This window comes from Vibrio sp. Vb2960, assembly GCF_033337665.1.
Lineage (GTDB): Bacteria > Pseudomonadota > Gammaproteobacteria > Enterobacterales > Vibrionaceae > Vibrio > Vibrio alginolyticus.
Genome location: NZ_JAWORD010000007.1, coordinates 152,179 through 175,537 on the forward strand (window position 1 = coordinate 152,179; position 23,359 = coordinate 175,537).

General features: G+C 44.6%; 26 protein-coding genes. 7 read left to right on the plus strand and 19 right to left on the minus strand.

Annotated features, from left to right (window positions below; genetic code table 11):
* Positions 1-142: 142 nt before the first annotated feature.
* Entirely contained in the window at positions 143-904 is a 762-nt protein-coding gene (locus R7O03_RS08265) for a TatD family hydrolase (RefSeq protein ID WP_213968520.1), read from the plus strand.
* Positions 905-1,365: 461 nt separating this feature from the next.
* Here the strand turns inward: R7O03_RS08265 and tatC are convergent, their stop codons facing one another.
* From tatC to rmuC, 7 genes are all read right to left on the minus strand, one after another.
* The gene (gene tatC / locus R7O03_RS08270) at positions 1,366-2,118 is read right to left on the minus strand and encodes a twin-arginine translocase subunit TatC (protein ID WP_005379234.1); all 753 of its coding nucleotides are present in this window, start codon (positions 2,116-2,118) and stop codon (positions 1,366-1,368) included.
* Between the two features lie 68 nt (positions 2,119-2,186).
* Positions 2,187-2,585: a Sec-independent protein translocase protein TatB gene (gene tatB, locus R7O03_RS08275; protein ID WP_017635021.1), complete on the minus strand. Its 399-nt coding sequence runs from the start codon at positions 2,583-2,585 to the stop codon at positions 2,187-2,189.
* Positions 2,586-2,588: 3 nt separating this feature from the next.
* A complete protein-coding gene (gene tatA / locus R7O03_RS08280) occupies positions 2,589-2,834 on the minus strand; it encodes a Sec-independent protein translocase subunit TatA (protein WP_005382958.1) in 246 nt (81 codons plus the stop codon).
* A 52-nt stretch (positions 2,835-2,886) separates the two neighbouring features.
* The gene (gene ubiB / locus R7O03_RS08285) at positions 2,887-4,521 is read right to left on the minus strand and encodes a ubiquinone biosynthesis regulatory protein kinase UbiB (protein ID WP_005379226.1); all 1,635 of its coding nucleotides are present in this window, start codon (positions 4,519-4,521) and stop codon (positions 2,887-2,889) included.
* Positions 4,518-5,153 carry an SCP2 domain-containing protein gene (locus tag R7O03_RS08290; protein ID WP_005379213.1) on the minus strand — a complete coding sequence of 212 codons (636 nt, stop codon included), beginning with the start codon at positions 5,151-5,153 and terminating at the stop codon, positions 4,518-4,520. Before R7O03_RS08290 ends, ubiB begins: the two co-directional genes overlap by 4 nt.
* 11 nt (positions 5,154-5,164) lie before the next feature.
* Complete coding sequence (gene ubiE, locus R7O03_RS08295) at positions 5,165-5,944, minus strand: bifunctional demethylmenaquinone methyltransferase/2-methoxy-6-polyprenyl-1,4-benzoquinol methylase UbiE (RefSeq protein WP_005379210.1); 780 nt, start codon at positions 5,942-5,944, stop codon at positions 5,165-5,167.
* Between the two features lie 77 nt (positions 5,945-6,021).
* Positions 6,022-7,554 carry a DNA recombination protein RmuC gene (gene rmuC, locus R7O03_RS08300; protein ID WP_033905890.1) on the minus strand — a complete coding sequence of 511 codons (1,533 nt, stop codon included), beginning with the start codon at positions 7,552-7,554 and terminating at the stop codon, positions 6,022-6,024.
* A gap of 168 nt (positions 7,555-7,722) precedes the next feature.
* Here rmuC and R7O03_RS08305 point away from each other — a divergent pair, with 168 nt between their 5' ends.
* Complete coding sequence (locus R7O03_RS08305; protein ID WP_017635023.1) at positions 7,723-8,628, plus strand: DMT family transporter; 906 nt, start codon at positions 7,723-7,725, stop codon at positions 8,626-8,628.
* 194 nt (positions 8,629-8,822) lie between these two features.
* Positions 8,823-11,270: an EAL domain-containing protein gene (locus tag R7O03_RS08310; RefSeq protein ID WP_213970623.1), complete on the plus strand. Its 2,448-nt coding sequence runs from the start codon at positions 8,823-8,825 to the stop codon at positions 11,268-11,270.
* A gap of 18 nt (positions 11,271-11,288) precedes the next feature.
* Here R7O03_RS08310 and R7O03_RS08315 read toward each other — a convergent pair whose 3' ends face one another.
* Genes R7O03_RS08315 through R7O03_RS08330 form a run of 4 tightly spaced genes read right to left on the minus strand, consistent with a single transcriptional unit; the run spans position 11,289 to position 13,530 of the window.
* Positions 11,289-12,359, minus strand: coding sequence for an AI-2E family transporter (locus tag R7O03_RS08315; RefSeq protein WP_005379202.1), 1,071 nt, complete (start codon positions 12,357-12,359; stop codon positions 11,289-11,291).
* A gap of 45 nt (positions 12,360-12,404) precedes the next feature.
* Entirely contained in the window at positions 12,405-12,731 is a 327-nt protein-coding gene (locus R7O03_RS08320) for a hypothetical protein (RefSeq protein WP_005379200.1), read from the minus strand.
* On the minus strand, positions 12,721-13,233 hold the full coding sequence (locus R7O03_RS08325) for a phage holin family protein (RefSeq protein ID WP_005379198.1): 513 nt from the start codon (positions 13,231-13,233) through the stop codon (positions 12,721-12,723). The genes R7O03_RS08320 and R7O03_RS08325 overlap by 11 nt, the downstream gene beginning before the upstream one ends.
* A gap of 48 nt (positions 13,234-13,281) precedes the next feature.
* Positions 13,282-13,530, minus strand: a complete 249-nt coding sequence (locus R7O03_RS08330; RefSeq protein WP_005379196.1) for a hypothetical protein — start codon at positions 13,528-13,530, stop codon at positions 13,282-13,284.
* Positions 13,531-13,891: 361 nt separating this feature from the next.
* Between R7O03_RS08330 and R7O03_RS08335 the strand changes: the two genes are divergently transcribed.
* Positions 13,892-14,329 (plus strand): DUF2383 domain-containing protein, encoded by a 438-nt coding sequence (locus R7O03_RS08335; RefSeq protein WP_005379194.1) that lies wholly within the window; start codon positions 13,892-13,894, stop codon positions 14,327-14,329.
* Positions 14,330-14,477: 148 nt separating this feature from the next.
* Positions 14,478-14,876, plus strand: coding sequence for a hypothetical protein (locus R7O03_RS08340; RefSeq protein ID WP_005379193.1), 399 nt, complete (start codon positions 14,478-14,480; stop codon positions 14,874-14,876).
* Positions 14,877-15,080: 204 nt separating this feature from the next.
* On the opposite strand, the gene R7O03_RS08345 is transcribed toward R7O03_RS08340, so the two are convergent.
* The 5 genes from R7O03_RS08345 to R7O03_RS08365 all read right to left on the minus strand — a co-directional run bounded on the left by R7O03_RS08345 (position 15,081) and on the right by R7O03_RS08365 (position 18,404).
* Entirely contained in the window at positions 15,081-16,745 is a 1,665-nt protein-coding gene (locus R7O03_RS08345; RefSeq protein WP_171345949.1) for a diacylglycerol kinase family protein, read from the minus strand.
* A 144-nt stretch (positions 16,746-16,889) separates the two neighbouring features.
* Positions 16,890-17,321 (minus strand): hemerythrin domain-containing protein, encoded by a 432-nt coding sequence (locus R7O03_RS08350; protein ID WP_005379185.1) that lies wholly within the window; start codon positions 17,319-17,321, stop codon positions 16,890-16,892.
* A gap of 103 nt (positions 17,322-17,424) precedes the next feature.
* The gene (locus R7O03_RS08355) at positions 17,425-17,622 is read right to left on the minus strand and encodes a hypothetical protein (protein ID WP_005379178.1); all 198 of its coding nucleotides are present in this window, start codon (positions 17,620-17,622) and stop codon (positions 17,425-17,427) included.
* Positions 17,623-17,630: 8 nt separating this feature from the next.
* A complete protein-coding gene (locus R7O03_RS08360; RefSeq protein WP_005379177.1) occupies positions 17,631-17,807 on the minus strand; it encodes a DUF1328 family protein in 177 nt (58 codons plus the stop codon).
* A gap of 45 nt (positions 17,808-17,852) precedes the next feature.
* Complete coding sequence (locus R7O03_RS08365; RefSeq protein WP_047103707.1) at positions 17,853-18,404, minus strand: BON domain-containing protein; 552 nt, start codon at positions 18,402-18,404, stop codon at positions 17,853-17,855.
* Between the two features lie 436 nt (positions 18,405-18,840).
* On the opposite strand from R7O03_RS08365, the gene R7O03_RS08370 reads away from it, so the two are divergent.
* On the plus strand, positions 18,841-20,184 hold the full coding sequence (locus R7O03_RS08370) for a sigma-54 interaction domain-containing protein (protein ID WP_005382945.1): 1,344 nt from the start codon (positions 18,841-18,843) through the stop codon (positions 20,182-20,184).
* 93 nt (positions 20,185-20,277) lie between these two features.
* Here the strand turns inward: R7O03_RS08370 and R7O03_RS08375 are convergent, their stop codons facing one another.
* The 3 genes from R7O03_RS08375 to ftnA form a co-directional block, all read right to left on the minus strand.
* Complete coding sequence (locus tag R7O03_RS08375; RefSeq protein ID WP_005382944.1) at positions 20,278-21,471, minus strand: NAD(P)/FAD-dependent oxidoreductase; 1,194 nt, start codon at positions 21,469-21,471, stop codon at positions 20,278-20,280.
* Between the two features lie 180 nt (positions 21,472-21,651).
* Positions 21,652-21,975 (minus strand): universal stress protein UspB, encoded by a 324-nt coding sequence (gene uspB, locus R7O03_RS08380; RefSeq protein WP_005379169.1) that lies wholly within the window; start codon positions 21,973-21,975, stop codon positions 21,652-21,654.
* Positions 21,976-22,066: 91 nt separating this feature from the next.
* Positions 22,067-22,594, minus strand: a complete 528-nt coding sequence (gene ftnA / locus R7O03_RS08385) for a non-heme ferritin (protein WP_005379167.1) — start codon at positions 22,592-22,594, stop codon at positions 22,067-22,069.
* A 282-nt stretch (positions 22,595-22,876) separates the two neighbouring features.
* Here ftnA and uspA point away from each other — a divergent pair, with 282 nt between their 5' ends.
* Complete coding sequence (gene uspA / locus R7O03_RS08390; protein WP_005379165.1) at positions 22,877-23,302, plus strand: universal stress protein UspA; 426 nt, start codon at positions 22,877-22,879, stop codon at positions 23,300-23,302.
* Positions 23,303-23,359: the final 57 nt, after the last annotated feature.

Genomic DNA, 23,359 nt, shown 5'->3' on the forward strand with positions numbered 1-23,359 from the left:
GGTGAACAAAATCATATCACTCTTGATGCATGTTGCGAGTGACAATCTGGAAAAAGGTAATGAAAAAAACTGAAAATGACCCAGCACTCACACTCAAGTATACTTCGAATACGAAACCAACCATGAAGCACAGAGAGTAACGATGATCGATACCCACGCGCACATCTATGCTAGCGAATTTGATAACGACCGCGATGAAGTAGTACAACGCGCCTTAACGCAAGGCATTAATAAAATCCTGTTGCCAAACATCGATCTGGACTCAATTGAGCCCATGCTAAAAACCGAAGCGGCATATCCTGACGTATGCCACTCAATGATGGGGCTGCACCCTTGTTATGTGGACAGCAATGTTGAACAAACGTTGGAGATCATCCGCGGTTGGTTTGAGAAACACAAGTTTATTGCGGTGGGCGAAATTGGTATCGACCTATATTGGGATAAAACCTATCGTGCTGAGCAAGAAATGGCGTTCGTAGCTCAACTTAACTGGGCAAAAGAGATGGATTTACCAGTCGTTATCCACACTCGTGATTCGATTGAAGAAACACTCACTTTGCTACGACAAGAGCAAGATGCTCGTCTGCGTGGTGTATTCCACTGTTTTGGAGGCAGCTTAGAAGAAGCACAAGCAATCAATGAGCTAGGCTTCCACTTAGGCTTGGGTGGCGTATCAACCTTTAAGAATGGCGGGATGGATAAAGTCATTCCACATTTGGATATGCAGTGGGTCATTTTAGAAACCGACTGTCCATATTTAGCGCCGGTGCCACACCGTGGTAAACGTAATGAACCAGCCTACACTTCTCTCGTTGCACAACGTGTTGCCGACTTGCGTGATGTCGACATCGCAACCATCGATGCCATAACGACTGAGAATGCCAAAAAGCTGTTTAATATTTAATTCACGAGAATTGAAAAAAGCGACGAAATCAACGTCGCTTTTTTATCACCTAAACTATTGAATGAACGATTCAACCCGTTGAAATAGTAGAACAATCCATACAAAATTATTGATAAACATAATAATTAACTAGCAACTCTACTTACTTCTCATATCGTCACTTTACTTCGTCCGCTTTGCAAAACTGTCGACAACTCGACACATTATTTTTCTATACTGATTTACGCCCATTAATTAGCACAAATGTAAAACAGCATGAATATGGAAGTTGAAGTGTGTACACATGGTGCTTACTTACAACGCGTACCGCGCAGTTTTTTTCAAAAGCTGCTGGGCATCAAGGAAGTATACGTATGCACAAAATGTGGTTACGTCATGAAAGTTAAGTAATTAGCCCAAGAAAAAACCAACCGCAAAAAAAAAGCGGCTCAATTGAGCCGCTTTTCACATCTAGATTAGCCTTATTCTTCGGTTTCCGCTTCTACTTCTTCGCTTCGACGAGTATAAAAACGCGCGAAGAACAAACCGACTTCAAACAGTAAACACATCGGAATAGCGAGTAAGGTTTGCGAGATCATGTCTGGTGGCGTTAACACCATACCTACGACAAACGCAGCCACTATAATATAAGGACGTTTCTGTCTTAAATCTTCTGGTGTAGTGGCCCCAGTCCAACACAACAAAATAATCGCAACAGGCACCTCGAATGCGATACCAAACGCCATAAATAGCGCCAGCACAAAGTCGAGATAACTCGAGATATCAGTTGCAAACTCTACTCCACCAAGAGAGATGGCGGTAAAGAAGCCAAACACCAATGGAAATACCACGAAGTAGGCAAATGCCACTCCACAGTAGAACAATAGCGAACTAGAGAACAGCAGTGGCATGATCAATCGACGTTCATGCTTGTACAAACCTGGCGCTACAAATGCCCACACTTGATACAAGATAAACGGCACCGCAATAAATACCGAAGCAATTAACGTCAGCTTAAGTGGCGTAAAAAAAGGTGACGCTACATCCGTAGCAATCATGGTCGCGCCTTCAGGTAGACGCTCTACTAAAGGTGCGGAAACAAACTCGTAAATGTGGTTAGAGAAATAAATTAGTCCGACAAACACGACCAACACTGCGAGGATTGAACGCAGTAGTCGGTTGCGAAGCTCCAACAAATGACTAATTAAAGGTTGTGTCTGCTCGACGGTAGACATGGCAAACCTCTTATTAAAAACCAGATCAAAAAGGAGCTACCAATCACTAGTAGCTCCTCCTAATGAGACTATTCGGCTTTCTTATCTGCCGCTGTAACCTTGCTCTCTTGCGCTTTCACGGCCTCTTCGACTGCTGGCTCTGTTTTTACAGGCTCAGCCTCTGAATCGGTGTTCTTTGCGTAAGGACGATTTACAGATTGCGCTGCCTTCTTCAACTCTTCAACTGAAGATTTCAACTCAGGGGACAAATCATCCATCCCCATTTGTTCTGCTTTGCGCAAGTTTTCTTGCAGCTCTTGGACTTTCAGCTCGTGTGACAATTCGTCTTTGACGCTATTTGCCATACTCTTAGCGGCACCGATAAAGCGAGACACGCTGCGAATAGCATGAGGCAAACGCTCCGGCCCAAGAACGACCAGACCAACAACAGATATTAATACCAGTTCCCAAAAACCGATATCAAACACGTTTTACGCCTGCTCTTTGTCTTTTTTCGTTTCAGGAGCAGCTTCTTTTTTCTGCTGCTCTTCTAGACTTTTTGGTTCGAAGTCTGCGTCTTTGTCATTTTTCGCAGGTTCATCTTCGCTCATCGCTTTTTTGAAGCCCTTAACGGCACCACCCAGATCGCCACCGATACCGCGTAGTTTCTTTGTTCCGAATAGCAATACAACAATTACAGCAATGATTAGAAGTTGCCAAACACTGATACCACCCATTCTCTTTACCTCGGGTCTTTAAACAAACAAAAATATTTCAAGAGTTTAACGTCTATTGACGATAAGCTCGCCAACTAAGCAGCCAAAATGTGACACCTGCGATACCGCAGGCCAACGAAAGCTGCTCAAAAGCATCGTTCACCAATATTGCCGAGCATACGACTAAAGTAGCGCCAACGCCAAACAAAAACTTTCCTGTCGCCTGCTGGCGCTTGCTCTGGCGATACCCTTGATAAAGCTGATCCATACGTTGATTCATCGCTTTACCTTGTTTCAGGCTATCGTAAAGTAGCTCTGGCAGTTCAGGTAATTTCTCTGCCCAAAATGGTGCGCGGTCTTTAATCGCATTCACTAGAGCTTGTGGCCCAACTTGATTCATCATCCATTCCTCCAGGAATGGTTTTGCGGTCTCCCACAAATCAAGTTGAGGATATAGCTGCCTACCAAGCCCTTCCACGTACAACAGCGTTTTTTGCAACAGTACAAGTTGTGGCTGAACCTCCATATTGAATCGACGTGCCGTATTGAACAAATTCAACAACACATGACCAAAGGAGATTTCGCACAATGGCTTAGCAAAAATAGGCTCACACACAATGCGAATCGCGAACTCAAACTCATCGACATTGGTATCCGCAGGCACCCACCCTGAATCCACATGTAACTCAGCCACTCGGCGGTAGTCACGATTGAAAAACGCCAGGAAGTTTTCCGCCAGATAACGCTTGTCTTCGCTATTAAGTGTACCAACGATTCCGCAATCTAGCCCTATCCACATTGGGTTCTCTGGATGTTCGGGTTTGACGAACACATTACCCGGATGCATATCGGCATGGAAAAAGCTGTCTCGGAACACCTGAGTGAAGAACACACTCACACCGCGTTCCGCGAGCAATTTCATATTGGTGCCATTTGCTTTCAAGCCTTCAATATCAGAGACTTGAATGCCATATATTCGCTCAGAAACCATGACAGTTTCATTACTGAAGTCGGGAAAAACTTCAGGAACATACAATTCTTCGCTGCCCTCAAAGTTGCGGCGCAACTGAATGGCATTCGCCGCCTCACGTCGCAAGTCGAGTTCATCAAGCAGGGTTTTCTCGTACTCACGCACGACTTCAACTGGTTTTAAACGACGTGCTTCAGGCATCGCTCCGGCGACTATACGCGCCATTCGGTGCATCAGTTTTAGATCTGAATCAATGACTGGGCGAATATCTGGGCGGATAACCTTTAATACCACTTCTTGGTTAGTGTCTTTTATGCGCGCAGTATGTACCTGAGCAATCGACGCAGACGCCAGTGGTTTGATATCAAACTCGGTAAACCATTTTTCTAACGGACCACCTAATGCTTGCTCCATCTGCTTTTTTGCCAACTCGCCATCAAAAGGCGCGACTTGGTCTTGAAGTAAAGCTAGGGGATCAGCGATATGCGGAGGAAATAAGTCACGGCGCGTCGACATCATCTGACCGAACTTAATCCAAACCGGCCCCAGCTCTTGCAGTGCTAAACGCAGACGTTCACCGAGTGGTTTTTCTGGATGCTTGTTCTTAATCCAAAACAAGCTTTTGCGCAGTAAAAGCGGAGCTTTGGTCAGTTGGTGATCGGGAAGCAGCTCATCTAAGCCGTATTCCAGTTGTACTTTGGCGATGTGGTATAAGCGCTTTAGTTCTGCTGGCGTCATGGTTTCTCCAATGCAGGCTTATCTGCATCCAGCTTATTCAGCAAAGCCGTTAAACGAGCTTCAATGCGAGAAGCCTGGCTGCGAACCTCATCAACTTGGTCGCAGAAATAGGCCACTTCTAACGGAGCGGGAGCCAGTTTCCATTCTTCAGTCACTACTTGTGCAAGATGACGCTGGTGTTTTTCTGCTTGAGACGCAAGAAAGTTGCCGATGTTTTTTGAACCTTGCACAAAGGTATGTGCGGCGACATCGCCAGTCACGCGAGACAACCACTCTTCAACATCTGGTTTGCAATCCACCATCAACTGAGAGAATTTCTGCGCCAATTGAATATCGCCTTCAAGTTCAAGTTTATCTTGTTTAATAAGACGAGTGATGTTGGCCTGATCGCGCAGCTCTGGTAATACACTCAAGTTGAGCGATAGATAGCAGTTAGGCTGCCCTTCGTAATGACCGAGCACATCAATTTGCTGACTAAAAACGAATGTCAGTGTTTTATTGATCTCTTTCAGGTGAACTTGAATAACTTGACCTTTTAGACGCGCTAAACGACGGCCCAATGCAGGGTCGTCTTTGATCAGTGTATTCAGTGACGTTTCAATCACAGCGGTGATAAGTGGTTCAAATGGCATGCCGTTAACCCTTAGAATTTATAACCGCGATGCAAAGCCACAATACCACCAGTTAAGTTGTAGTATTTGGTGTTTTCAAAACCTGCGTCTTGCATCATGCCTTCCAGCGTTTCTTGGTCTGGATGCATACGGATTGACTCCGCTAGGTAGCGGTAACTCTCTGAGTCATTCGCAACTAGCTCACCGATTCTCGGCAACAAGTGGAATGAATATGCATCGTATACTTTAGATAACGGCTCTAGCACTGGTTTTGAAAATTCCAACACCAATAGGCGGCCGCCTGGCTTCAGTACGCGGAACATTGAACGAAGCGCTTTGTCTTTGTCAGTCACATTACGCAAACAAAAACTGATGGTGATGACATCAAAATAATCATCTGGGAACGGCAGTTCTTCTGCGTTGGCTTGAACGTAATGCACGTTACCCACAATACCGTTATCACGCAGTTTATCGCGACCAACGTTAAGCATTGAGTTATTGATATCGGCAAGGATGACATGGCCTTCATCGCCAACAATGCGCGAGAATTTCGCCGTCAAATCCCCCGTACCACCACCTAGGTCAAGAATACGTTGGCCAGGGCGAGCGCCACTACAATCGATAGTGAAGCGCTTCCAAAGGCGGTGAATACCACCTGACATCAGGTCATTCATGATGTCGTATTTTGTTGCCACGGAGTGGAATACTTCGGCAACCTTGGTCACTTTTTCGTCTTTTGCCACTGTAGAGAAACCAAAGTGAGTGGTTTCATTCTCTAACGCTGTATTGGATTGCAAACTTGTGTCCGTCATTCTAATTCCTCTTAGGCAGCGCTTTCCTCTACGGGGCGTTTGTTGACAAATAAAATCGCCCACTGCACTGCGGGCGATTAGTTTACTTTATCCTCAGCCGGATGTCTTTCTACTAACGGGTCATTTTCTGAAAATGCATCACTCTGCGCTAACTGCGCGAGGTCGGAAGAAATCGGTCGTTTAATTTCAACTCCCAAGTGTTTAAAGCTTTCGGCTTGGCGAATCACATTTCCGCGCCCTGTGGCAAGCTTGTTCATCGCACCTTGATAGCTTTGATTCGCCTTATCCAGCGCACCGCCAAGCCCCTCCATGTCGTCTACAAACAATCGTAATTTGTCGTAGAGTTTTGTCGCACGCTGCGCAATCATTTTAGCGTTTTCATTTTGGCGTTCATTGCGCCATAGATTATCAATGGTGCGCAGTGCCACCAGCAACGTTGTTGGGCTCACCAAAATGATGTTTTGCTCCATCGCGTCTTTGATCAAACTTGGATCGGCTTGAATCGCGACTTGGAACGCAGGCTCAACCGGAATAAACATCAGCACATAGTCCAAACTCTGAATACCTTTGAGTTTGTGGTAGTCCTTCATGCTTAACCCTTTAATATGTGCACGTAGAGCAGCTAAGTGCGCATTCAAAGCCTGATCGCGCTCAGCATCAGTTTCGGCGTTGAAGTAGCGCTCATAGGCAACCAACGCCATTTTGGAATCTACAACCACTTGTTTGTTCTGTGGGAGATGAACAATAACATCAGGTTGGTAACGCTTGCCTGCTTCATTTTGTAAGTTCACCTGAGTCTGATATTCGTGCCCTTCACGCAAGCCAGATTCGGCAAGTACCCTAGCGAGCACCACTTCGCCCCAGTTACCTTGCTGTTTGTTGTCCCCTTTCAACGCTTGGGTCAAATTAACCGCTTCGCGCGTCATTTGCTCGTTCAAACGTTGCAGGTTTTTCAGCTCATGCACTAAGGTATGGCGCTCTTTAGCTTCTTGGCTAAAGCTGTCATTTACGTGCTTTTTGAACCCTTCTAACTGTTCTCTAAGCGGTGACAACAAGCCTTCTAAACTCTGACGGTTTTGCAAATCGACCTTCGCGGTTTTTTCTTCAAACAGTTGATTTGCCAAGTGCTCAAATTGTTGTTTCAAGCGTGCTTCTGCTTGTTCTAAAATTTGCAGTTTTTCGGCATTAGCTTGGTTAATTTGCTCATGGCGAGCTTGCTGTTCACGCAGCTGCGTTTCTAGACGTGATTTGTGTTCACGCATTTGGCCAAGCTCATCAAAGTATTGCTGGCGCTCTTGCTTTACAGCCTCGAAGTAACGCAGTTTTTCCATAGCTGCCATCAGCTTTCCGTGCGTTTGACGCACTTCAAACGCGGCTTTATCGCGCTCATCATCTAATTCATCCAACTCTTGCTGAGCATCGGCAAGGCTTTGCTTGACCTGTTCAAGTTGCTGTTGATGAAGCTGTTTTTCTGAAAAAAGTTGTTGCTCGAGAAGCTGAGTTTGGGTGATAAAACGCTGTTTCACCCACCAACCGGCAGCGACACCACTAAGCGTGGCAGCACAAAGAGAAGAGAGAATGAGAGATTGGTACTCAAGAATCCATTGCATAATAGCGAGTTAGCCTGTGTTTTGTATCTATAACAATGGTATTTAGACACTGGATAAATGTCCAGTTTGTTGGATGAAAAATCCTCGCATACACTAGGCCTTCCTATAATATTCTTTCTTCCGCTCAAATTATCCAAACCGAGCGGCACATCATCACGCAGAGGCATCATGAACGAGCGTCGCGCCCTAGGATTTGGGCTCTCAGCAGTATTACTTTGGTCTACCGTTGCAACCGCATTTAAACTCACGCTGGCAGAATTTACGCCGATTCAAATGCTATGCATTGCCAGCATCGTCTCTGCGATTGCACTAACAGTAATCTGTGGTGTGCAAGGTAAACTGGGCCAGTTAAGCGCTACATTTTTCTCAAACCCTTGGTATTACCTACTGCTTGGGTTGATTAACCCTTTGGCGTATTACGTTATTCTGTTCAAAGCATATGACTTGCTGCCCGCATCTCAGGCTCAAGCGATCAACTACAGCTGGGCCATCACCTTAACGCTAATGGCCGCTGTTTTCTTAGGACAAAAGATCCGTGGTAAGGACTGGCTGGCTTGCGGTTTTAGTTATGTCGGCGTGATAGTGATTGCCACACAAGGCAATCTTTTAGGCATGGAATTTGAGAGCCCGTTGGGTGTTGGTCTTGCGCTGCTATCAACACTGCTGTGGGCCGGTTACTGGATTTTAAATACCAAAAATAAGGCGGACCCTGTGGTTGGCGTTCTGCTCGGCTTTTTGGTCGCTATTCCATTCGCCATTGGTTTAAGTCTTTATGAAGGTGCGAACTGGCAGATGATCTCAGCTAAAGGCTGGGCAGCGGTGACGTATGTCGGACTGTTTGAAATGGGGATCACTTTCGTTTTGTGGCTGAGCGCACTCAAATCAACGCAAAACACCGCGCGTATCAGTAATCTGATCTTTGCTTCTCCATTTATCTCACTCATGTTGTTAGCTACCATCATCGGCGAAGAAATTCATCCTTCAACCTTGATTGGCCTGGTATTGATCATCAGTGGCTTAGTCATTCAGCAAGTCTCATGGGGCAAGAAAACCAAAGCGGTAAACGCTTCTTAATCACCTATCAAAAGCCCTAAAAAACGATGCAATAAGTTGGATAAAAAAGAGATATAGATAACATTTTAATGATAGAAAGCACTTTACGCTGCTAGGATTTAGCTACGCGTTGGATACGATACTCACAAAGCCCAATAGCTTACGCTAGATTCTAATATAATTACCTTTGGGCGATTTAGGACTCGTTATTAATTATGTTTCGCTTCGCTATTCCTTCGCCTTTGATGGCAGACTGGCAACACGTTCTGCGACAATGCTGTGATGTAACTCAAGCTCAGGGACAGCTTTATACTCTGAGCGATACTCAGCAGTGGCTATCGACTGAGGTGTCCACCTCAACCCAAAATCATCGTGCTATCGTCGATGTGATAACGCAAGTTGTCGATCACTTTACGCCGACAGATTTTACAGTTAGCCATACCCCCTTTGAAGAGCAAACCTTGAGCATTGGACCGATTTGGCTACCTAATGGCGAATTGCTTGCCGTACTGACATTGACTCACCCTAATGATCAATCAACGGTTGTTTCGGCATGGCTAAGCGCAATCGCGGGGCGGATCAGCTTTGATATCAACTTGCACTGTCAGCAAGAACAAACGCGACATCAAAGCGCGGAAATAAAGCCAACACCAACACTACAAGAGTTTATCGACTGCCTTGAAGACCACGTGTGGATAAAAGGCATGGATGGCCTTTATTCGATGACCAACCGAAGCGTAGAAAACGCGTGGCAAAAAACCAACAGTGAAATCATTGGAAAAGACGATTTTGCCCTGTTTAGCCATGAACGTGCGGAAAAATTCATTGATGCCGATAAATTGGTGGTAGCCACTGGCACGCAAAATATTGTTGAAGAATGCCGTCAAATTGATGAAAACAATAACCCCACTTGGCTAGAAACCATTAAGTCTCCTGTCCGTGATCATGCGGGAAACTTAATCGGCATTCTGGGGATGACACGTAACATCACCCGCCGAAAAATGGTAGAAACGCAGCTCTCCTTAGCGTCCCAAATTTTCAACAATTCGCAAGAAGGCATGGTCATTACAGACCGCAATGCCAACATCATTGATGTAAACACGGCTTTTACCCAAATTACAGGCTACCGCTCTGAAGAGGTGATAGGAAAAAACCCACGAATTCTGCGCTCAGGCCATCATGATCAAGGTTTCTATCAACAGTTGTGGCATCAACTCGAAAACAAAGGCCAATGGAAAGGCGAATTCATCAACAGAAAGAAAGATGGCAGCATTTATCCGCAATTAGCGACCATTAGCGCCGTAATGGACGATAAAAACCACCTTATTAACTACATTTGTGTGTTTGAAGATATCTCTGTGCGTAAGGCACACGAAGAAAAGCTGCAGCGCATGGCTTTTTACGATCCATTAACCAATCTACCTAATCGCACCCATTTACTTAGCTTACTCGAGCAACACATCGAAACCGGACACAAAAACCAGCAGACGTTTGCCACCCTATTCTTAGATATCGACCATTTCAAACACATCAACGATAGCATGGGCCACTTCTGTGGTGACCAATTGCTGTCTAAGTTAGCGATTCGTTTGCAAGATGTGCTTCACCTCAATGCGCATGTGGCTCGCATTGGCGGCGATGAATTTGTGATTATTTTGCCAGACATCCATAGTGATGTTGCCTTATTGGAAACCGTCGGCGATATTCTAAGCGTATTCCAGCAACCATTCGACTTGGCAAATCACGACTCACTTCGTGTCTCGACCAGTATTGGTATTGCCTTGTACCCAAGAGACGGTCAAGACAGTGAAACCTTACTGAAAAACGCAGACACCGCGATGTACTTAGCGAAGAAAAATGGACGCAACGGCTACGCGTTTTACTCACCGGATTTGACCGATAAATCCGTATCCCATGTACGCATTCAATCCGCTTTGCATCAAGCAATAGAAAAACAACAACTCCGGTTAGAATTCCAACCGCAATACAACTTGGAACAAAATTCGATTGTCGGCGTGGAAGCTTTATTACGCTGGCAGCATCCAGAGTTTGGCCTTGTACCACCAGCAGACTTTATTCCAATTGCAGAAAAAACAGGGCTGATTCAAAGCATTGGTGAGTGGGTGTTACAACAAGCTTGTTTGCAAGGTAATGCTTGGCTGGACCAAGGCATCGAGTTTGGCAAAATCGCCGTCAATGTTTCTGCGTTGCAGCTTCAGCAGTCAAATTTCATTCAGCGATTAAGTACTATCCTCGATAACACCGGATACCCTGCCCAACGGTTAGATTTGGAGATCACAGAGAGCTTTTTACTGATCGACCCTCAACAAGCCATTGCATCGTTAAATCAATTACGAGAACTGGGTATTGAGATTTCTCTGGATGACTTTGGAACTGGCTATTCGTCTTTGTCTTACTTGAAAGGTTTGCCAATCAACAAACTGAAAATTGACCGCTCATTTGTCAGTGATGTCCCAAGTAATAGTGACAGCAACGCGATTGTGAATGCCATTATTGCCATGGGAAAAACGCTGTCGTTGAAAGTCGTCGCGGAAGGGATAGAAACTCGGGAACAAGCCGATTATTTATTCGAAAAAGGCTGTATTTATGGTCAGGGATATTTATTTAGTCAGCCAGTGAGCGCTGAAAAACTGTTTCGTTGAACCAGCTTGCTCCTCAAGTCACTCTCGCGGTGCCACGTCCGCGGAGGTGATTTGTTTTGCTTGATTTTGGGTTGATTGGCATAGCTCTAGACGATCAACCAAAATATTGATACAAACCAGCAACGGCACACCGATCAATAGTCCCATTCCGCCCCAAAGCCAGCCCCAAAAAACAAGCCAAACAAAAATCACTAACGGGTTTAAGTTAAACCTTTTCCCCAATAGTGTTGGTGTAACAAACTGACTTTCAATCAAATTGAGCAGTAAATAGATAGACACCACCGTCAGCATAAAACTGACCGACTCCAACTGAAGATAAGCAACAAAGCCAAAGCTCACCATGGATATGACAGGGCCGAGGTACGGCGCAAAATTCATCACGCCTGCAAATGCGCCCCATAGAAATGGATCTTCAAGGCCTAGAACAAAAAACACGGCCCCGACACTCAACCCCAGCCCAGCATTCACTAAAGTGATGGTGCCAATGTATCGAGATAGGTCTTTCTGTAGCGCTTTGACCAACTCAATCGCTTGGCGCTGTTTGGCGAACCCATGTAAGTAAGACACTGACTTTCGAAATAAGCTTCGTCCATGATTGAGCATAAAGTAAACCATAAACAGCACGATCATCGCTTGTGTCAAAATCGTCGGCGTAGTGGTCGCGAGCGTTTTTACCAAAGAAAATACGGTGTTGTTCCCGACCTCATCCATACTCATATCGTTGGCGATATTCAATGGAGTATTAAGGTGATCAGCCGAAGCTTTAGTAACTTCGCTTACTTCTTGCGACACATTTTTCACGATACTGGGCAGCTCAGACCACCATTGCTTGGCGGGCTCCGACATGGCGGCAAGACCAATAATTGAGGCGCCAACGAGGAATGACAGCGTCAACACGACGGTAATAGCACGTGGTAAACCTTTGTCTTCAAGATAATTAATGAAAGGGCTGCACAGCAGAGAAATAAAGGTGCTAAGCACAATAGGTAACAATATTGGCTTGGCAAAATACAGCCCTGGGACGAGTAACAGGACGAGAAGCGTTGCACCAATCGCAGTGTTGGCAGGAATGTTCAATTTCGCTGTCATAATAAGCTCAGAATCGGTAAGAAAATTTTGCGGTGAAATCCGCTATTAGAGTGGTTCGCCCTCTGTCGTCGCAGCGTTGCTTACTTGTGTTGCTGCATTTCCATTTTGCTCCGCATCTGACTCATCCAGAGAAGCTGCCGCGACCGGCTTTGTGAGCGAATCGGTAATATCAGACACGCTGCTAACCAATAGCCCCATTGACGAAATAGAAGAAGTCAGTCGAGACAATCGACCTGCTTTTGCTGCGGTAACGGCAACGACAGCACTAATGCCTAATGTCGTCCAAGGGTTTTCTCTCACAAACTTCTTGGTGGTAAACGTGAACATTTCCATCGACAAACAACATTGCTCTAGAGATGCTTTACCTTCCATCCGCTTGATCCGCATGGCTCGATTGAGCTTTTGTAGCGAGCGCATCCCACCCCTCCTGTAATTGTTCTGTCGTATTTTTGAATCCAAGAAATCCAACTAAACGCTTCTGCCACCAGGCTAAAGCAAATAATGCCAAGCCTAATGATGTGATAAATACACCCACGGCAACATATACGTTGGCAGTTAACTGATAAGCCACCACCCCAGAGGCAAGGCACAAACTGAATACGAACAATACCGACAATAGGGTAAAAACAACGGTACACAGCAAAATCTGACGCACTGCGGACACGTTAACTTTCATCTCCAAGAGGAACAAATCCAACGTTGAACCTGACCATGCTTTTAGCGATTTCGTCAGTTGGTCCAATTGCGCAAGAATGCTGCTCAAACCATTAATGGTTTGTTGGATATCCTGTTCTTCTGCCCCATCAGGGGCTCGGCCGCTGTCTGAAGCCGCCGAGCCTGATTGCTGATTGGTAACTTGCCCTGAGTTATTCATGTGAAGCCTCGCCTTTCTGTTGTGTGGCTTAATCCTTGGTGACCACTATTATTTGATCAGCTTCGAAACCGCCCAACCAGCAAGGAAGGCACAACCTATGCTCAGCAATGGGCGCTCCTTGATTACATTTTCTGCCGACTTAGTCGCCTGCTGAACTTGCTGTGCACCGACATCCAGCTTCTCTTTGGCTTGATCTTTCATCGCGCCAACGGCTTCCGTCGTGGCTTGTTCCGCTAAGTGATATGCTTCTTCTAACTGCTCTTGAGGTTTTACTGTGCTTTCTTTTGTAGTAGCCATAACTAGCCTCCATTAATGAGTTGAATAGTGAATCAAGTGAAACAATGTTTGACCTCACTTACTCCCTACAAAGCCATATCCATGCCAGAATTTTAAGTTGTTGTTTTTTATTGATTTTATTTTTATTTCGATAAAAAGCCGTATCTGTACGTGTAATTCTTTCCAGGCTTTCCCCGCCATTCTTGTAATTTTTTCTTAGCGCCTTACCGACTGTTAGCAAGTTATTGCAAAACAAGATATTAAGTCACTGATTAATAAGACTTAAAGTTCATTGGCATACAACCTGCAACTGAAGACGAAACATCGTGTTTGTATTCCATACGCTCAAACACCCCTATCACCAGTAAATAAGGAGTGGCATATGAAAAATGAAAACATCGCCTCAATCATTGAGCTTATCGAAAGCGGAAATGAAATTTACAACAAGGCCATCGAGAACATCGACAACACTTCTTTGAATAATGTGTTGGTAGAACTGCTCAGAGTACGTGAGCGTGCAGTCATTGAGCTCACTCCCTACTCTCTAGCAAGTAACAATGAAGAATCTGCCGACGACACTCCGGTTTCCTACACCATCAAGGCGCGTGAGGTCTACAGCGACGTGATGAAGGAAGTGTCCTCTGACAAAGAGTCTATGTATTTAGAACAGCTTGAAGGTGTCGAAAGCAAGGTACTCAAAGAGATTGAGAATTTGATTACTTCCCACCCAGAGCAGGCGGATAACTCGGTTCTGCTGAAAGTTCGTAGCGATATAAAAAGCTGCAAAGAAAAACTCAGCAGCATCAGCCTTATTAGCTAAAACTTGATGGTCGCCTTTGCAATAAAGCTCGGTATTGATCAAAGAAATGGCCAACTTGCTTTGGCCATTTCTGACAAGCCCACAGGCGCATTAACATAACCATCACGAGAAATGTCCCACGACAATAGTCATAAATAAAGAGGTCACTATGACATTGGATAACAATCGAGTAAGGGAGCTACTCGTAAAAATGACACACCATCGCCAAACGTGTTTGCCTCTCGTTAACCCGCAATCACATATGACACTCGCAAGAGCGGCATATCGATTCGTGAAAATAGAAAAAGTGATGATCAAAAAGATGGCGAAGCTGTTCTTCGATCAAGATGGTGAACAATTCATTGCAGAAAATGCCACCGAATACGGCGTTGCCGAGTTAGGCAATTACAAAGAAATGCATTTTATGAATAAATTACTGTTAGATGATTTAAAAGCCCTGCTTAGAGCCATTGACGACACCAACTTAACCGCACTTGTTTCTTATTGGTTAGCTGCTTTACAAGTTGAAAACGATGAAATTGAAAAGCACTTACCTCAGGGTGAGTAATTGTACTCGCCCTTCTTTCTTTCACTTTGTTTAACCCTCATCCCCAATCAACCTAGTAAAAGGTGCAGATAGAAAAAAGCCGCTGCATCTACTACGCAGCGACCTTGATAGCCTTTTTACGACGCACACCAAATCATCAAACAACACAGAAAAAGCGCCATGTAGAATACGAAGCAAATGGCGCGTTATCCGCGGATTACAGTGTTAAAGCGAAGCTGATTTACGTCTCTGGCCTGGAACAAATACGTTCAATGACTTTGGACGCAGCTTGATTGCCAGTTGCTCATCAGAATATAGTTCACCATCAATCACATACTCAATCGGTTTATTCGCAGAAATAGTGACGCTCTGAGCCGTCGCGTATTGAAAATGTGTCGATTCTTCCTGTGCGCCTACGCTCGTTAATGTCAGATCCGACAATGCGATAAGACGTCCGCCTAAAGACTCGGTGTTATCTAAATATGTGATATGCAGCTTGCCATCATCAGGCTGCGGCGCATCACCACCTTGGGCAAGCAACGTACTAAATGGAGCGATATTCGCAACGACAAAACTATGGACTTCAAGCGTTTGTGTATTATTGTCGTATTTTCCATCTTCAGTTGGAGCGTCTAACGAAACGGTTAAAGCTTGCGTTTCTTCCGCCACTACAGCATTAAAAAAGCCGGTGAGGTAAGCGAGTTGTCCAAAAACATTTTTCTCTTCTCGCTGAGCGTGCTCGATCATCTTCTGTTCTAGCCCAATACCTAAGACCAACAAAATAAGCCGCTGATTACAGTCCGCAGTATCAATACGTTGGCAGTGTCCGCCAAGCAACGCTTCACACGCTTTTTCGACCGGTGAGAATTTTGCGCCAACGCCATAGAGCACATGACATAACGCATTGGCAGTTCCGAGCGGAACAATACCGAGTTTGAGGTCGGTATCCACCAATTGGCTCGCCACCTCTGTTACTGTGCCATCGCCACCAGCTACGATGATTTGCTTAGCTCCACTTTCTTTTGCCTGTTGTGTTAGCTGCTCGGCGCTGAGGTTTGTGGTGGTTTGATGAATACTCAAGCGATATTTTTTGGTTAGCTCACGAATCAAGTGCTGTTCGTTTTCCTCCCATTTGCCGCCACCTGCAACAGGGTTAACCACCATCCAAGTGGATTGATCCAGCCCCAGTACGCCTTTTTCACTGATCGCTCGTAACGTCCTAATCTGTAATTTATTCAATCTCGCGGTACTGCGTACGTCATTGATTTTTTTCATCACGGATTCAACCGTCAGTGACGGGTCTTTGCTCAGTAAATACGCCGCCACAACAAACACTGAACGACCACGCCCTAACGCACAATGCACAACCACGGCCCGCGAGCACGAGATTTGAGTATCAATCCAGTTAATCGCATGGCGAAGGCGCTCTAGCGTTGGGGCTTTGTGGTCGAGTACCGGAATCGAAAGGTAATGAAACTGCTTGTCGGTCATCGCGCTTTCAAGGCCTGCAAATTCTGCGGTGACATCGACAATACAAGAGATCTCATTGGATTCGAGAAAATCTAAGTCACTCTGAAACAAACGGCGAGATAGGTATAGATTGTCGCTGACTTTTTGGATTGGAGGTACAGTATCACGCCGTCTTTCCCAGGCGTTATACGCTCTAGCCCCCAATAAAAATGGAATGAATGCCCAGCGAATCCACCTGACAATCTTGCCATCTTGGTTTTTTCTAAAAATAGAGGGAATGTCGAATACGTAGGCTACGCTGACCAACGCTAAAGAAAGAGATATCCACAAGAACAGCAGACTAACGATAATTTGAGGCGTATAGATAGCGGCCAATAAACTGATCAGAGCGCCAAGAATATAATATTTGATGATAAACATTCGCTCTCCTTGCCTTCAGCGAGTGCACTTTTTAGTGGAAGTTAGAATACGCGGGGGATTGAGCTTGGATACATGAACTTGAGTAAACGCCTTGATTGAGTGCCTTCCCGTGCCGAAATGGCACGAAAAGGTCCAACACTCTACCTAGCTTGCCATCTCTTCAACATAACCATCCGCTAGTTTCATTTTCTGCTTATCGGTCATTACCTTACCGGCTAACTGGAAGAAACGCTGCTCTTCTTCCTCAAGATGGTGCAACACTTTGTGACGCAAGGTTTTCATTAGGTTGAGCCACGCTGGCGAGCTCATATCGGTTGCATCAAGCTGTGCAATCACTTTATCAATTTCATGATGCTCTGCGATGCCATGGCGAGTGAGATCAATGGTCTTATCGCTATCTATTAAAGGCGCGTAGAAAAATCGCTCTTCTGCCGCTGCGTGCTGTTCGAGTTCCTCTTTAAGGTTGTGATAAAACTCTTCACGAGCGGGGGAATCTCCAGACGTTTCCATCAGAGCATCGAGTAAAAGGCGTTGCTTTTCATGACTCTCTTTCAGTACATCAAATATGTTTTTCATCTTTGACTCCTTATCTGATTGTAAACAATTGGGACAAAAGGAAGGGCGGTGATTGACCGCCCTTCTCTTACATAGCTATGCGTAAAAACCTAACCTGATTCGGCTAACAGTCTTGGTCTTCAGCGTTTAGGTTTTCTTTAATGTTTTCACATTCATCTTCAATCGCATTTTGGGTTTCTTCGGCGGCTTCATCTATCTTTTTGCCGGCCTGTTCCATTGGCCCTTCTTCACTACAAGCTGCCAACGCAAACACCAAACCGAATACTGCGGCGATACGGTAAATAAATGACGTAAGTCGCATGGAATCTCCTATCTATTTACGTTTTTTCTTCCCAGCAGAACAATCACTATTGATACAATTAATGACAATAGGAATAGGTAAAATATCACTTGCGCGATAGAGGCAGCAGCTCCTGCAATACCGGTAAAGCCTAATAGTGCAGAAATTAGTGCCAGTGCCAGAAAAATAAACATCCAACGAACCATAGTGTTACCTCCTAATAAAAGTGGGTTAAATCACTCGGCTCGCTATTATTGAACCACTTCTAGCTTATCAATCACCTTATTTACGTCATTGGTGTTATTTGCAATTGAAATTGCAAGATCATGCTCCGCATCTGAATTAACTTTACCTGCCAACGTTACCGTTTTGTGTTCTGTCGTTACATCAATATCCGTGCCACTCACATTGGTATCCATTAGTAGGCGCGTTTTAACTATAGTCGTGATTTTAGAATCGGTCAGTGTAGCTAAAGCTTCTGAATCAGTTTCTTTCTTGCCTTCATTCACTACTGACAATTCGTTGTTTACTTTTTTCACACCATCAAGACCAGTAACAAGCTCTTCGGCAAGTGATTTTTCAAGATCATTGTTTACCGAACCAGAAAGGGTAACGACCTGATTCTCAACATCGGTATTGATATCAAAAGAGTTGAGATTGCTGTTTAGCAGTAGCGTGGTTTCAGCTTTACCATCTAGCCAAGCGTCCATGGATTCTTTTTCCCATTTATCACTCGCTAAGACTGCTGTAGATGAAGTAGCAAGAACTGACGTAAGTACAATTTTAGCTGCGATGTTATTCATGGTAATTCTCCTTTATTGACGTTGCACTTCCCTAGGAGCAAACCATGTGCCAACTTTATAACTCATTGTTTTTAAGTGACTAATAAAGGAAAGAGGTAAAAATGAGATGAGCAATAAAGTATAAGCATGAATTATTTACACGTAAAAAATGTAATTTTTAATCGGTGATAAAGCCTCCGTCACTTGTGCCGAAATAACCTGATAAAACAGAAAGGCTATTTCTCCAGAATCAATTAATAGCAAAATTATTATTTAAAAAATAAAAATCTGAACAAAAGGAAATATCTACTGATGGCTCTCACCGATATATATCAAAAAGGGGCTAACAACATAAAAATACCGAACAAATCCTTAAATCTATGCTGACAATATTTTGTCTTGTGAAGTGAGAATAATCCACGTACATTGTTTCTGTCATAGTAAAGAGGACATTTCTATGTCGATGCCAAGCCTGTTTCTAAGAATACAAGATCCATCACTTAAAAATGCCATCGCTTCTTGCCAGGAACTGAACAAATTTCGTCTGCATGACATCGATGCCGCAGACCAATGGATTGAAGATTTCCTACAACTCAAACCGGAAGTTGCGATTGTTGAAGTCGCCCACTTTACTAGTGCAGATTATCAACGTCTTTCTAATATCGAAGACATCTACGATATGGACTTGATCATCATTAGCTCAGGCGCTCCAAACGAGAACTTGGATAAGCTGATGAACTTGGGTGCTATTTTTCACTACAGAAAGCCCGTTGATATTGCCATTCTGACGGACACCCTGAGCGAAGTCAGCCAATACTATCAACACAAACAAGATCAAGGGCGTAAAGTGTCCACTAGCGATCTTGACCAATTTGGTCTTTTGGTCGGCTCTTCCTCTCCGATGCATCAGCTCTATCGTATGATCAGGCGCGTTGCTAAAACAGAAGCCAACGTCCTTATTGTCGGTGAAAGTGGATCAGGCAAAGAACTGGTGGCGCAGACCATCCACTTAGCGAGTGAGCGTAAACAACAGCCCTTTATAGCGATTAACTGTGGTGCCATTAGCCCTGAATTGGTTGATAGTGAACTGTTTGGCCATGAGAAAGGCGCTTTTACCGGAGCAAATAAAACTCACCAAGGTGTATTTAAGCAGGCAGAGGGCGGCACCCTATTTTTAGATGAAATCACCGAGATGCCTATCGAGCATCAAGTGAAGCTATTGCGGGTGCTAGAAACCGGAGAGTATCGCCCAGTTGGCAGTAATACAGTTCATATCGCTAATACTCGCATCATTGCTGCTACAAACCGTGATCCTAAAATCGCCATTGAGGAGCAGTTCCTGCGTGAAGATCTGTTTTTCCGCTTATCGCATTTCCCATTAACGATACCGCCACTGCGAGAACGAGGCGGTGATATCGTAGGTCTGGCCAAGCACTTTATTGCGCACCGCAACGCCAATGAGGCAAAAACCAAAACGATTCTTGACTCTGCGATCCAAAAAATCGCTGCACACGACTGGCCAGGTAATGTCCGTGAGCTCAAACACACGATCGAGCGTGCATTTATTTTGGCTGATGACACCATCCGAGATGAACACCTTATCTTCGACACACCACCATTGGAAACAGGCACCAGCATCGAAGACCTTGTTCCGGCGGGCGTTTCGCTAGAAGAGCTAGAAAAAGCCGCCATTCTCAATACCCTTGAAGAGAATCAAGGCAATAAAACGGAATCAGCGCAGGAGTTAGGCATTAGCGTGAAAACGCTCTATAACAAACTCGAAAAGTATCAAGACGAGTAACTCGCTATGGGAATACAAAAAGAGCACTGACTTTTATTCAGTGCTCTTTTTGTATCTTATCTTTTATGCAGTTAGGCTGCGTTTGGTGTTTGATTAAACCCACTGCCCCGCAACAAAGCCGCTCGACCAGCACCACTGAAAATTGTAGCCCCCTAGCCAACCAGTCACATCCATCACTTCACCAATAAAATAAAGCCCTTTAATGTCTTTGCATTCCATGGTTTTCGAGGATAAGTGATCAGTATCGACACCGCCGAGTGTCACTTCCGCAGTTCGGTAGCCTTCAGTGCCATTCGGGGCGATATCCCAATGCTCTAGACGCTCCACAATCGCCGCAAGCTCCTTTTGATTGAACTGTTTTAGCGGTTTATCGACTAGCTCTTTACGTTCAATTAAGACTTCAACCAGACGCTTAGGCAGCACTTTGGCAAGCGTATTCTTGAGTGACTGATTTGGATGCTTCTCACGACTGCGTTCTAATAACTCAGCAACATCATCGTTTGGCACAAGATTGATCAACACCTTTTGTCCGGCCCGCCAGAATGAAGAAATCTGTAACACTGCTGGACCAGATAACCCACGATGTGTGAACAACAGGGCTTCTTTGAACATGGTGCCATCTTCAGCCGTAATTTCCGCAGGTACCGCGATACCAGATAACTCAGCAAAGTCTTCTTTGTCTTCTTTATGCAGAGTAAATGGTACAAGACCTGCCGTGGTTGGGATAACTCGAAGACCAAATTGTTCCGCGACTTTATAACCAAATGGTGTCGCTCCCAGTTTTGGCATCGACAAGCCACCTGTTGCGATAACTAAAGACTCACATTCGACAATCTCAGTACCAGCATGCAAACGAAAGCCTTCATCAATTTTTTCAATCGAATGAACATCGCATTGGTAACGCTGCTCGATGTTCGGCATGTCACACTCAGCTAACAACATCTTCACGATATCTTTGGCCGTAAATGCATCGACACAAAACAACTGGCCGTGATCACGCTCTTCGAACTCAATGCCATGTTTACACACCATCGAGATGAAATCCCAGTTAGTGTATTGGGAGAGCGCCGACTTAACAAAGTGCGGGTTTTGACACAAATAGTGATTAGCTGAAACGTCGTAGTTAGTGAAGTTACAACGACCACCGCCCGAGATAAGGATTTTACGTCCTGGCTTTTTAGCATGATCGAGCACCAAAACACGGCGGCCTCGCTTACCTGCTTCTGCAGCACACATTAAACCTGCTGCGCCTGCGCCAATTACAACAACATCAAATTTCTTACTCATCGGTAGCTCTTAGACTGATTGGTATCGAATCAAAATAAAAAAGGATGTGCACATTGCACATCCTTGCTTTCTAGGCGCGACATTCTACCGACAAATACCGAAAGGGAAAAGCGCTTAAACTCTAAGCACTCTGTATGTACGTAAAATCTCAGAAAGAACAACTATCTAGATCATCGACTCTTAGAGAATGAAGGCCGCAAGTAGCGTCACGCCGAGCAACGCGGTCGATAGAACAAACAATTCACGCACTCTTTCACACTTACCAGTAAAAATTTCATCGTGGTGATGATGATATTCTTTACTTTTAATGTAGTGATACAACCTCACCTGCTTGGTGACATTTCCATGAGTGGTAAAAAAACCATTACCATCAACTTGCTGATATAACAGCGGATGCGCTTCACGCATGATATAAATTAGAGAACGAAGAGCGGTGAGATACCGGACCATATTAACTCCAGTTACCACCATTAGCGCAAATAAGATTGTGTCTCCACTAATCATCTTTTCCTCCCTACATCTTCAACAATGCTCAAGAGAAAAAGACGATCAACACTTCGTCTTTACCCGCTACTTACAACGTCCCAAAACGCGTTTACGCAGCTGGAGCATCCATGATTGAAGATGAACCTTCTTTCGCCATTTGTGCTAGATCTTTGTCAATGAAGAACAACGCTTTACCGTCTTCACCTACCAGTTCGATCTTATCTAAAATCCCTTTAAACAACTTCTCTTCTTCGTGCTGTTCTGACACGTACCACTGTAGGAAGTTAAACGTTGAGTAGTCTTGGCTAGTAAATGCAACGTGCGCCAGTTTGTTGATTTTTTCCGTGATCATTTGCTCATGTTCAAATGTCTCGCGGAAAACGTCACCTAGGCTCGCAAAGTCATGCTTTGGCGCATCAATAGCGCCTAAGATTGGCATTGAGCCAGTTTCACTCACGTAAGTGAATAGGCGTTGCATGTGCTCCATTTCTTCTACGGCGTGAGCGCGTAAAAATTCAGCCGCACCTTCAAAACCTTTGTCTTCACACCAAGCACTCATTTGTAAGTATAGATTGGATGAGAAAAATTCTAGGTTAATTTGCTCATTCAATTGTTCGACCATAGTTTGAGACAGCATGTTAACTCCTATTATTGTGCATGCAATATACCCAAGTAACCTCGAAATAAATGACGCTGCGAGAATAGCTTGGTCTGGCAGACACGGCGAAGTTTCACTTCAACTCTAGTCAGTAACACTACGCTTATTTCAGCATATCAAAGTCACTTGGGTATAACGCCACTATAACATGATTACTGAGACAAGACTTTGTACCTACGGCACCGATATGAGATCACTTCAGCAAATTTTTTTTGGGGTTGGTGCTAATCTAAAACTATGACCTTACAAGGAGATAGCAATATGAGTTACAAACACATACTTGTGGCAGTCGACCTTTCAGACGACAGTAAAGTGTTGATTAAGAAAGCCGTATCACTGGCTAAACCTCTGGATGCGAAAGTCTCTTTTATTCACATCGACGTGAACTACGCAGAACTCTACACCGGGCTTATCGATATCAATATGGCAGAAGCGCAACATCAAGCAATGGAAGCATCGCGCACACAATTGGCAAACTTCGCAGAATATGCGCAATACCCAATTGCCCATACTTTAGTCGGTAGTGGCGATTTGAGTAATGAGCTGTGCGATACCATTCAAGACTACAGCATTGATTTGGTGGTTTGTGGTCATCACCAAGATTTCTGGAGCAAGATTCTATCTTCGACTCGACAGCTGATTAACTGCTCACCAGTCGATATGCTGGTCGTACCGCTAAAAGACTGATTGGCGCAACGATAAAACTTGGTTAGACTGCGGGCACATTTGTTGTTGATAAAGATT

Bases quoted from the DNA above. Each gene is read 5' to 3' on its own strand.
- R7O03_RS08265 (WP_213968520.1), top strand. From the start codon at position 143: ATGATCGATACCCACGCGCACATCTATGCTAGCGAATTTGATAACGAC.
- tatC (WP_005379234.1), bottom strand. From the start codon at position 2,118: ATGTCTACCGTCGAGCAGACACAACCTTTAATTAGTCATTTGTTGGAG.
- tatA (WP_005382958.1), bottom strand. From the start codon at position 2,834: ATGGGTGGTATCAGTGTTTGGCAACTTCTAATCATTGCTGTAATTGTT.
- ubiB (WP_005379226.1), bottom strand. From the start codon at position 4,521: ATGACGCCAGCAGAACTAAAGCGCTTATACCACATCGCCAAAGTACAA.
- R7O03_RS08290 (WP_005379213.1), bottom strand. From the start codon at position 5,153: ATGCCATTTGAACCACTTATCACCGCTGTGATTGAAACGTCACTGAAT.
- ubiE (WP_005379210.1), bottom strand. From the start codon at position 5,944: ATGACGGACACAAGTTTGCAATCCAATACAGCGTTAGAGAATGAAACC.
- rmuC (WP_033905890.1), bottom strand. From the start codon at position 7,554: ATGCAATGGATTCTTGAGTACCAATCTCTCATTCTCTCTTCTCTTTGT.
- R7O03_RS08305 (WP_017635023.1), top strand. From the start codon at position 7,723: ATGAACGAGCGTCGCGCCCTAGGATTTGGGCTCTCAGCAGTATTACTT.
- R7O03_RS08310 (WP_213970623.1), top strand. From the start codon at position 8,823: ATGTTTCGCTTCGCTATTCCTTCGCCTTTGATGGCAGACTGGCAACAC.
- R7O03_RS08315 (WP_005379202.1), bottom strand. From the start codon at position 12,359: ATGACAGCGAAATTGAACATTCCTGCCAACACTGCGATTGGTGCAACG.
- R7O03_RS08320 (WP_005379200.1), bottom strand. From the start codon at position 12,731: ATGGAAGGTAAAGCATCTCTAGAGCAATGTTGTTTGTCGATGGAAATG.
- R7O03_RS08325 (WP_005379198.1), bottom strand. From the start codon at position 13,233: ATGAATAACTCAGGGCAAGTTACCAATCAGCAATCAGGCTCGGCGGCT.
- R7O03_RS08330 (WP_005379196.1), bottom strand. From the start codon at position 13,530: ATGGCTACTACAAAAGAAAGCACAGTAAAACCTCAAGAGCAGTTAGAA.
- R7O03_RS08335 (WP_005379194.1), top strand. From the start codon at position 13,892: ATGAAAAATGAAAACATCGCCTCAATCATTGAGCTTATCGAAAGCGGA.
- R7O03_RS08340 (WP_005379193.1), top strand. From the start codon at position 14,478: ATGACATTGGATAACAATCGAGTAAGGGAGCTACTCGTAAAAATGACA.
- R7O03_RS08345 (WP_171345949.1), bottom strand. From the start codon at position 16,745: ATGTTTATCATCAAATATTATATTCTTGGCGCTCTGATCAGTTTATTG.
- R7O03_RS08350 (WP_005379185.1), bottom strand. From the start codon at position 17,321: ATGAAAAACATATTTGATGTACTGAAAGAGAGTCATGAAAAGCAACGC.
- R7O03_RS08355 (WP_005379178.1), bottom strand. From the start codon at position 17,622: ATGCGACTTACGTCATTTATTTACCGTATCGCCGCAGTATTCGGTTTG.
- R7O03_RS08360 (WP_005379177.1), bottom strand. From the start codon at position 17,807: ATGGTTCGTTGGATGTTTATTTTTCTGGCACTGGCACTAATTTCTGCA.
- R7O03_RS08365 (WP_047103707.1), bottom strand. From the start codon at position 18,404: ATGAATAACATCGCAGCTAAAATTGTACTTACGTCAGTTCTTGCTACT.
- R7O03_RS08370 (WP_005382945.1), top strand. From the start codon at position 18,841: ATGTCGATGCCAAGCCTGTTTCTAAGAATACAAGATCCATCACTTAAA.
- R7O03_RS08375 (WP_005382944.1), bottom strand. From the start codon at position 21,471: ATGAGTAAGAAATTTGATGTTGTTGTAATTGGCGCAGGCGCAGCAGGT.
- uspB (WP_005379169.1), bottom strand. From the start codon at position 21,975: ATGATTAGTGGAGACACAATCTTATTTGCGCTAATGGTGGTAACTGGA.
- ftnA (WP_005379167.1), bottom strand. From the start codon at position 22,594: ATGCTGTCTCAAACTATGGTCGAACAATTGAATGAGCAAATTAACCTA.
- uspA (WP_005379165.1), top strand. From the start codon at position 22,877: ATGAGTTACAAACACATACTTGTGGCAGTCGACCTTTCAGACGACAGT.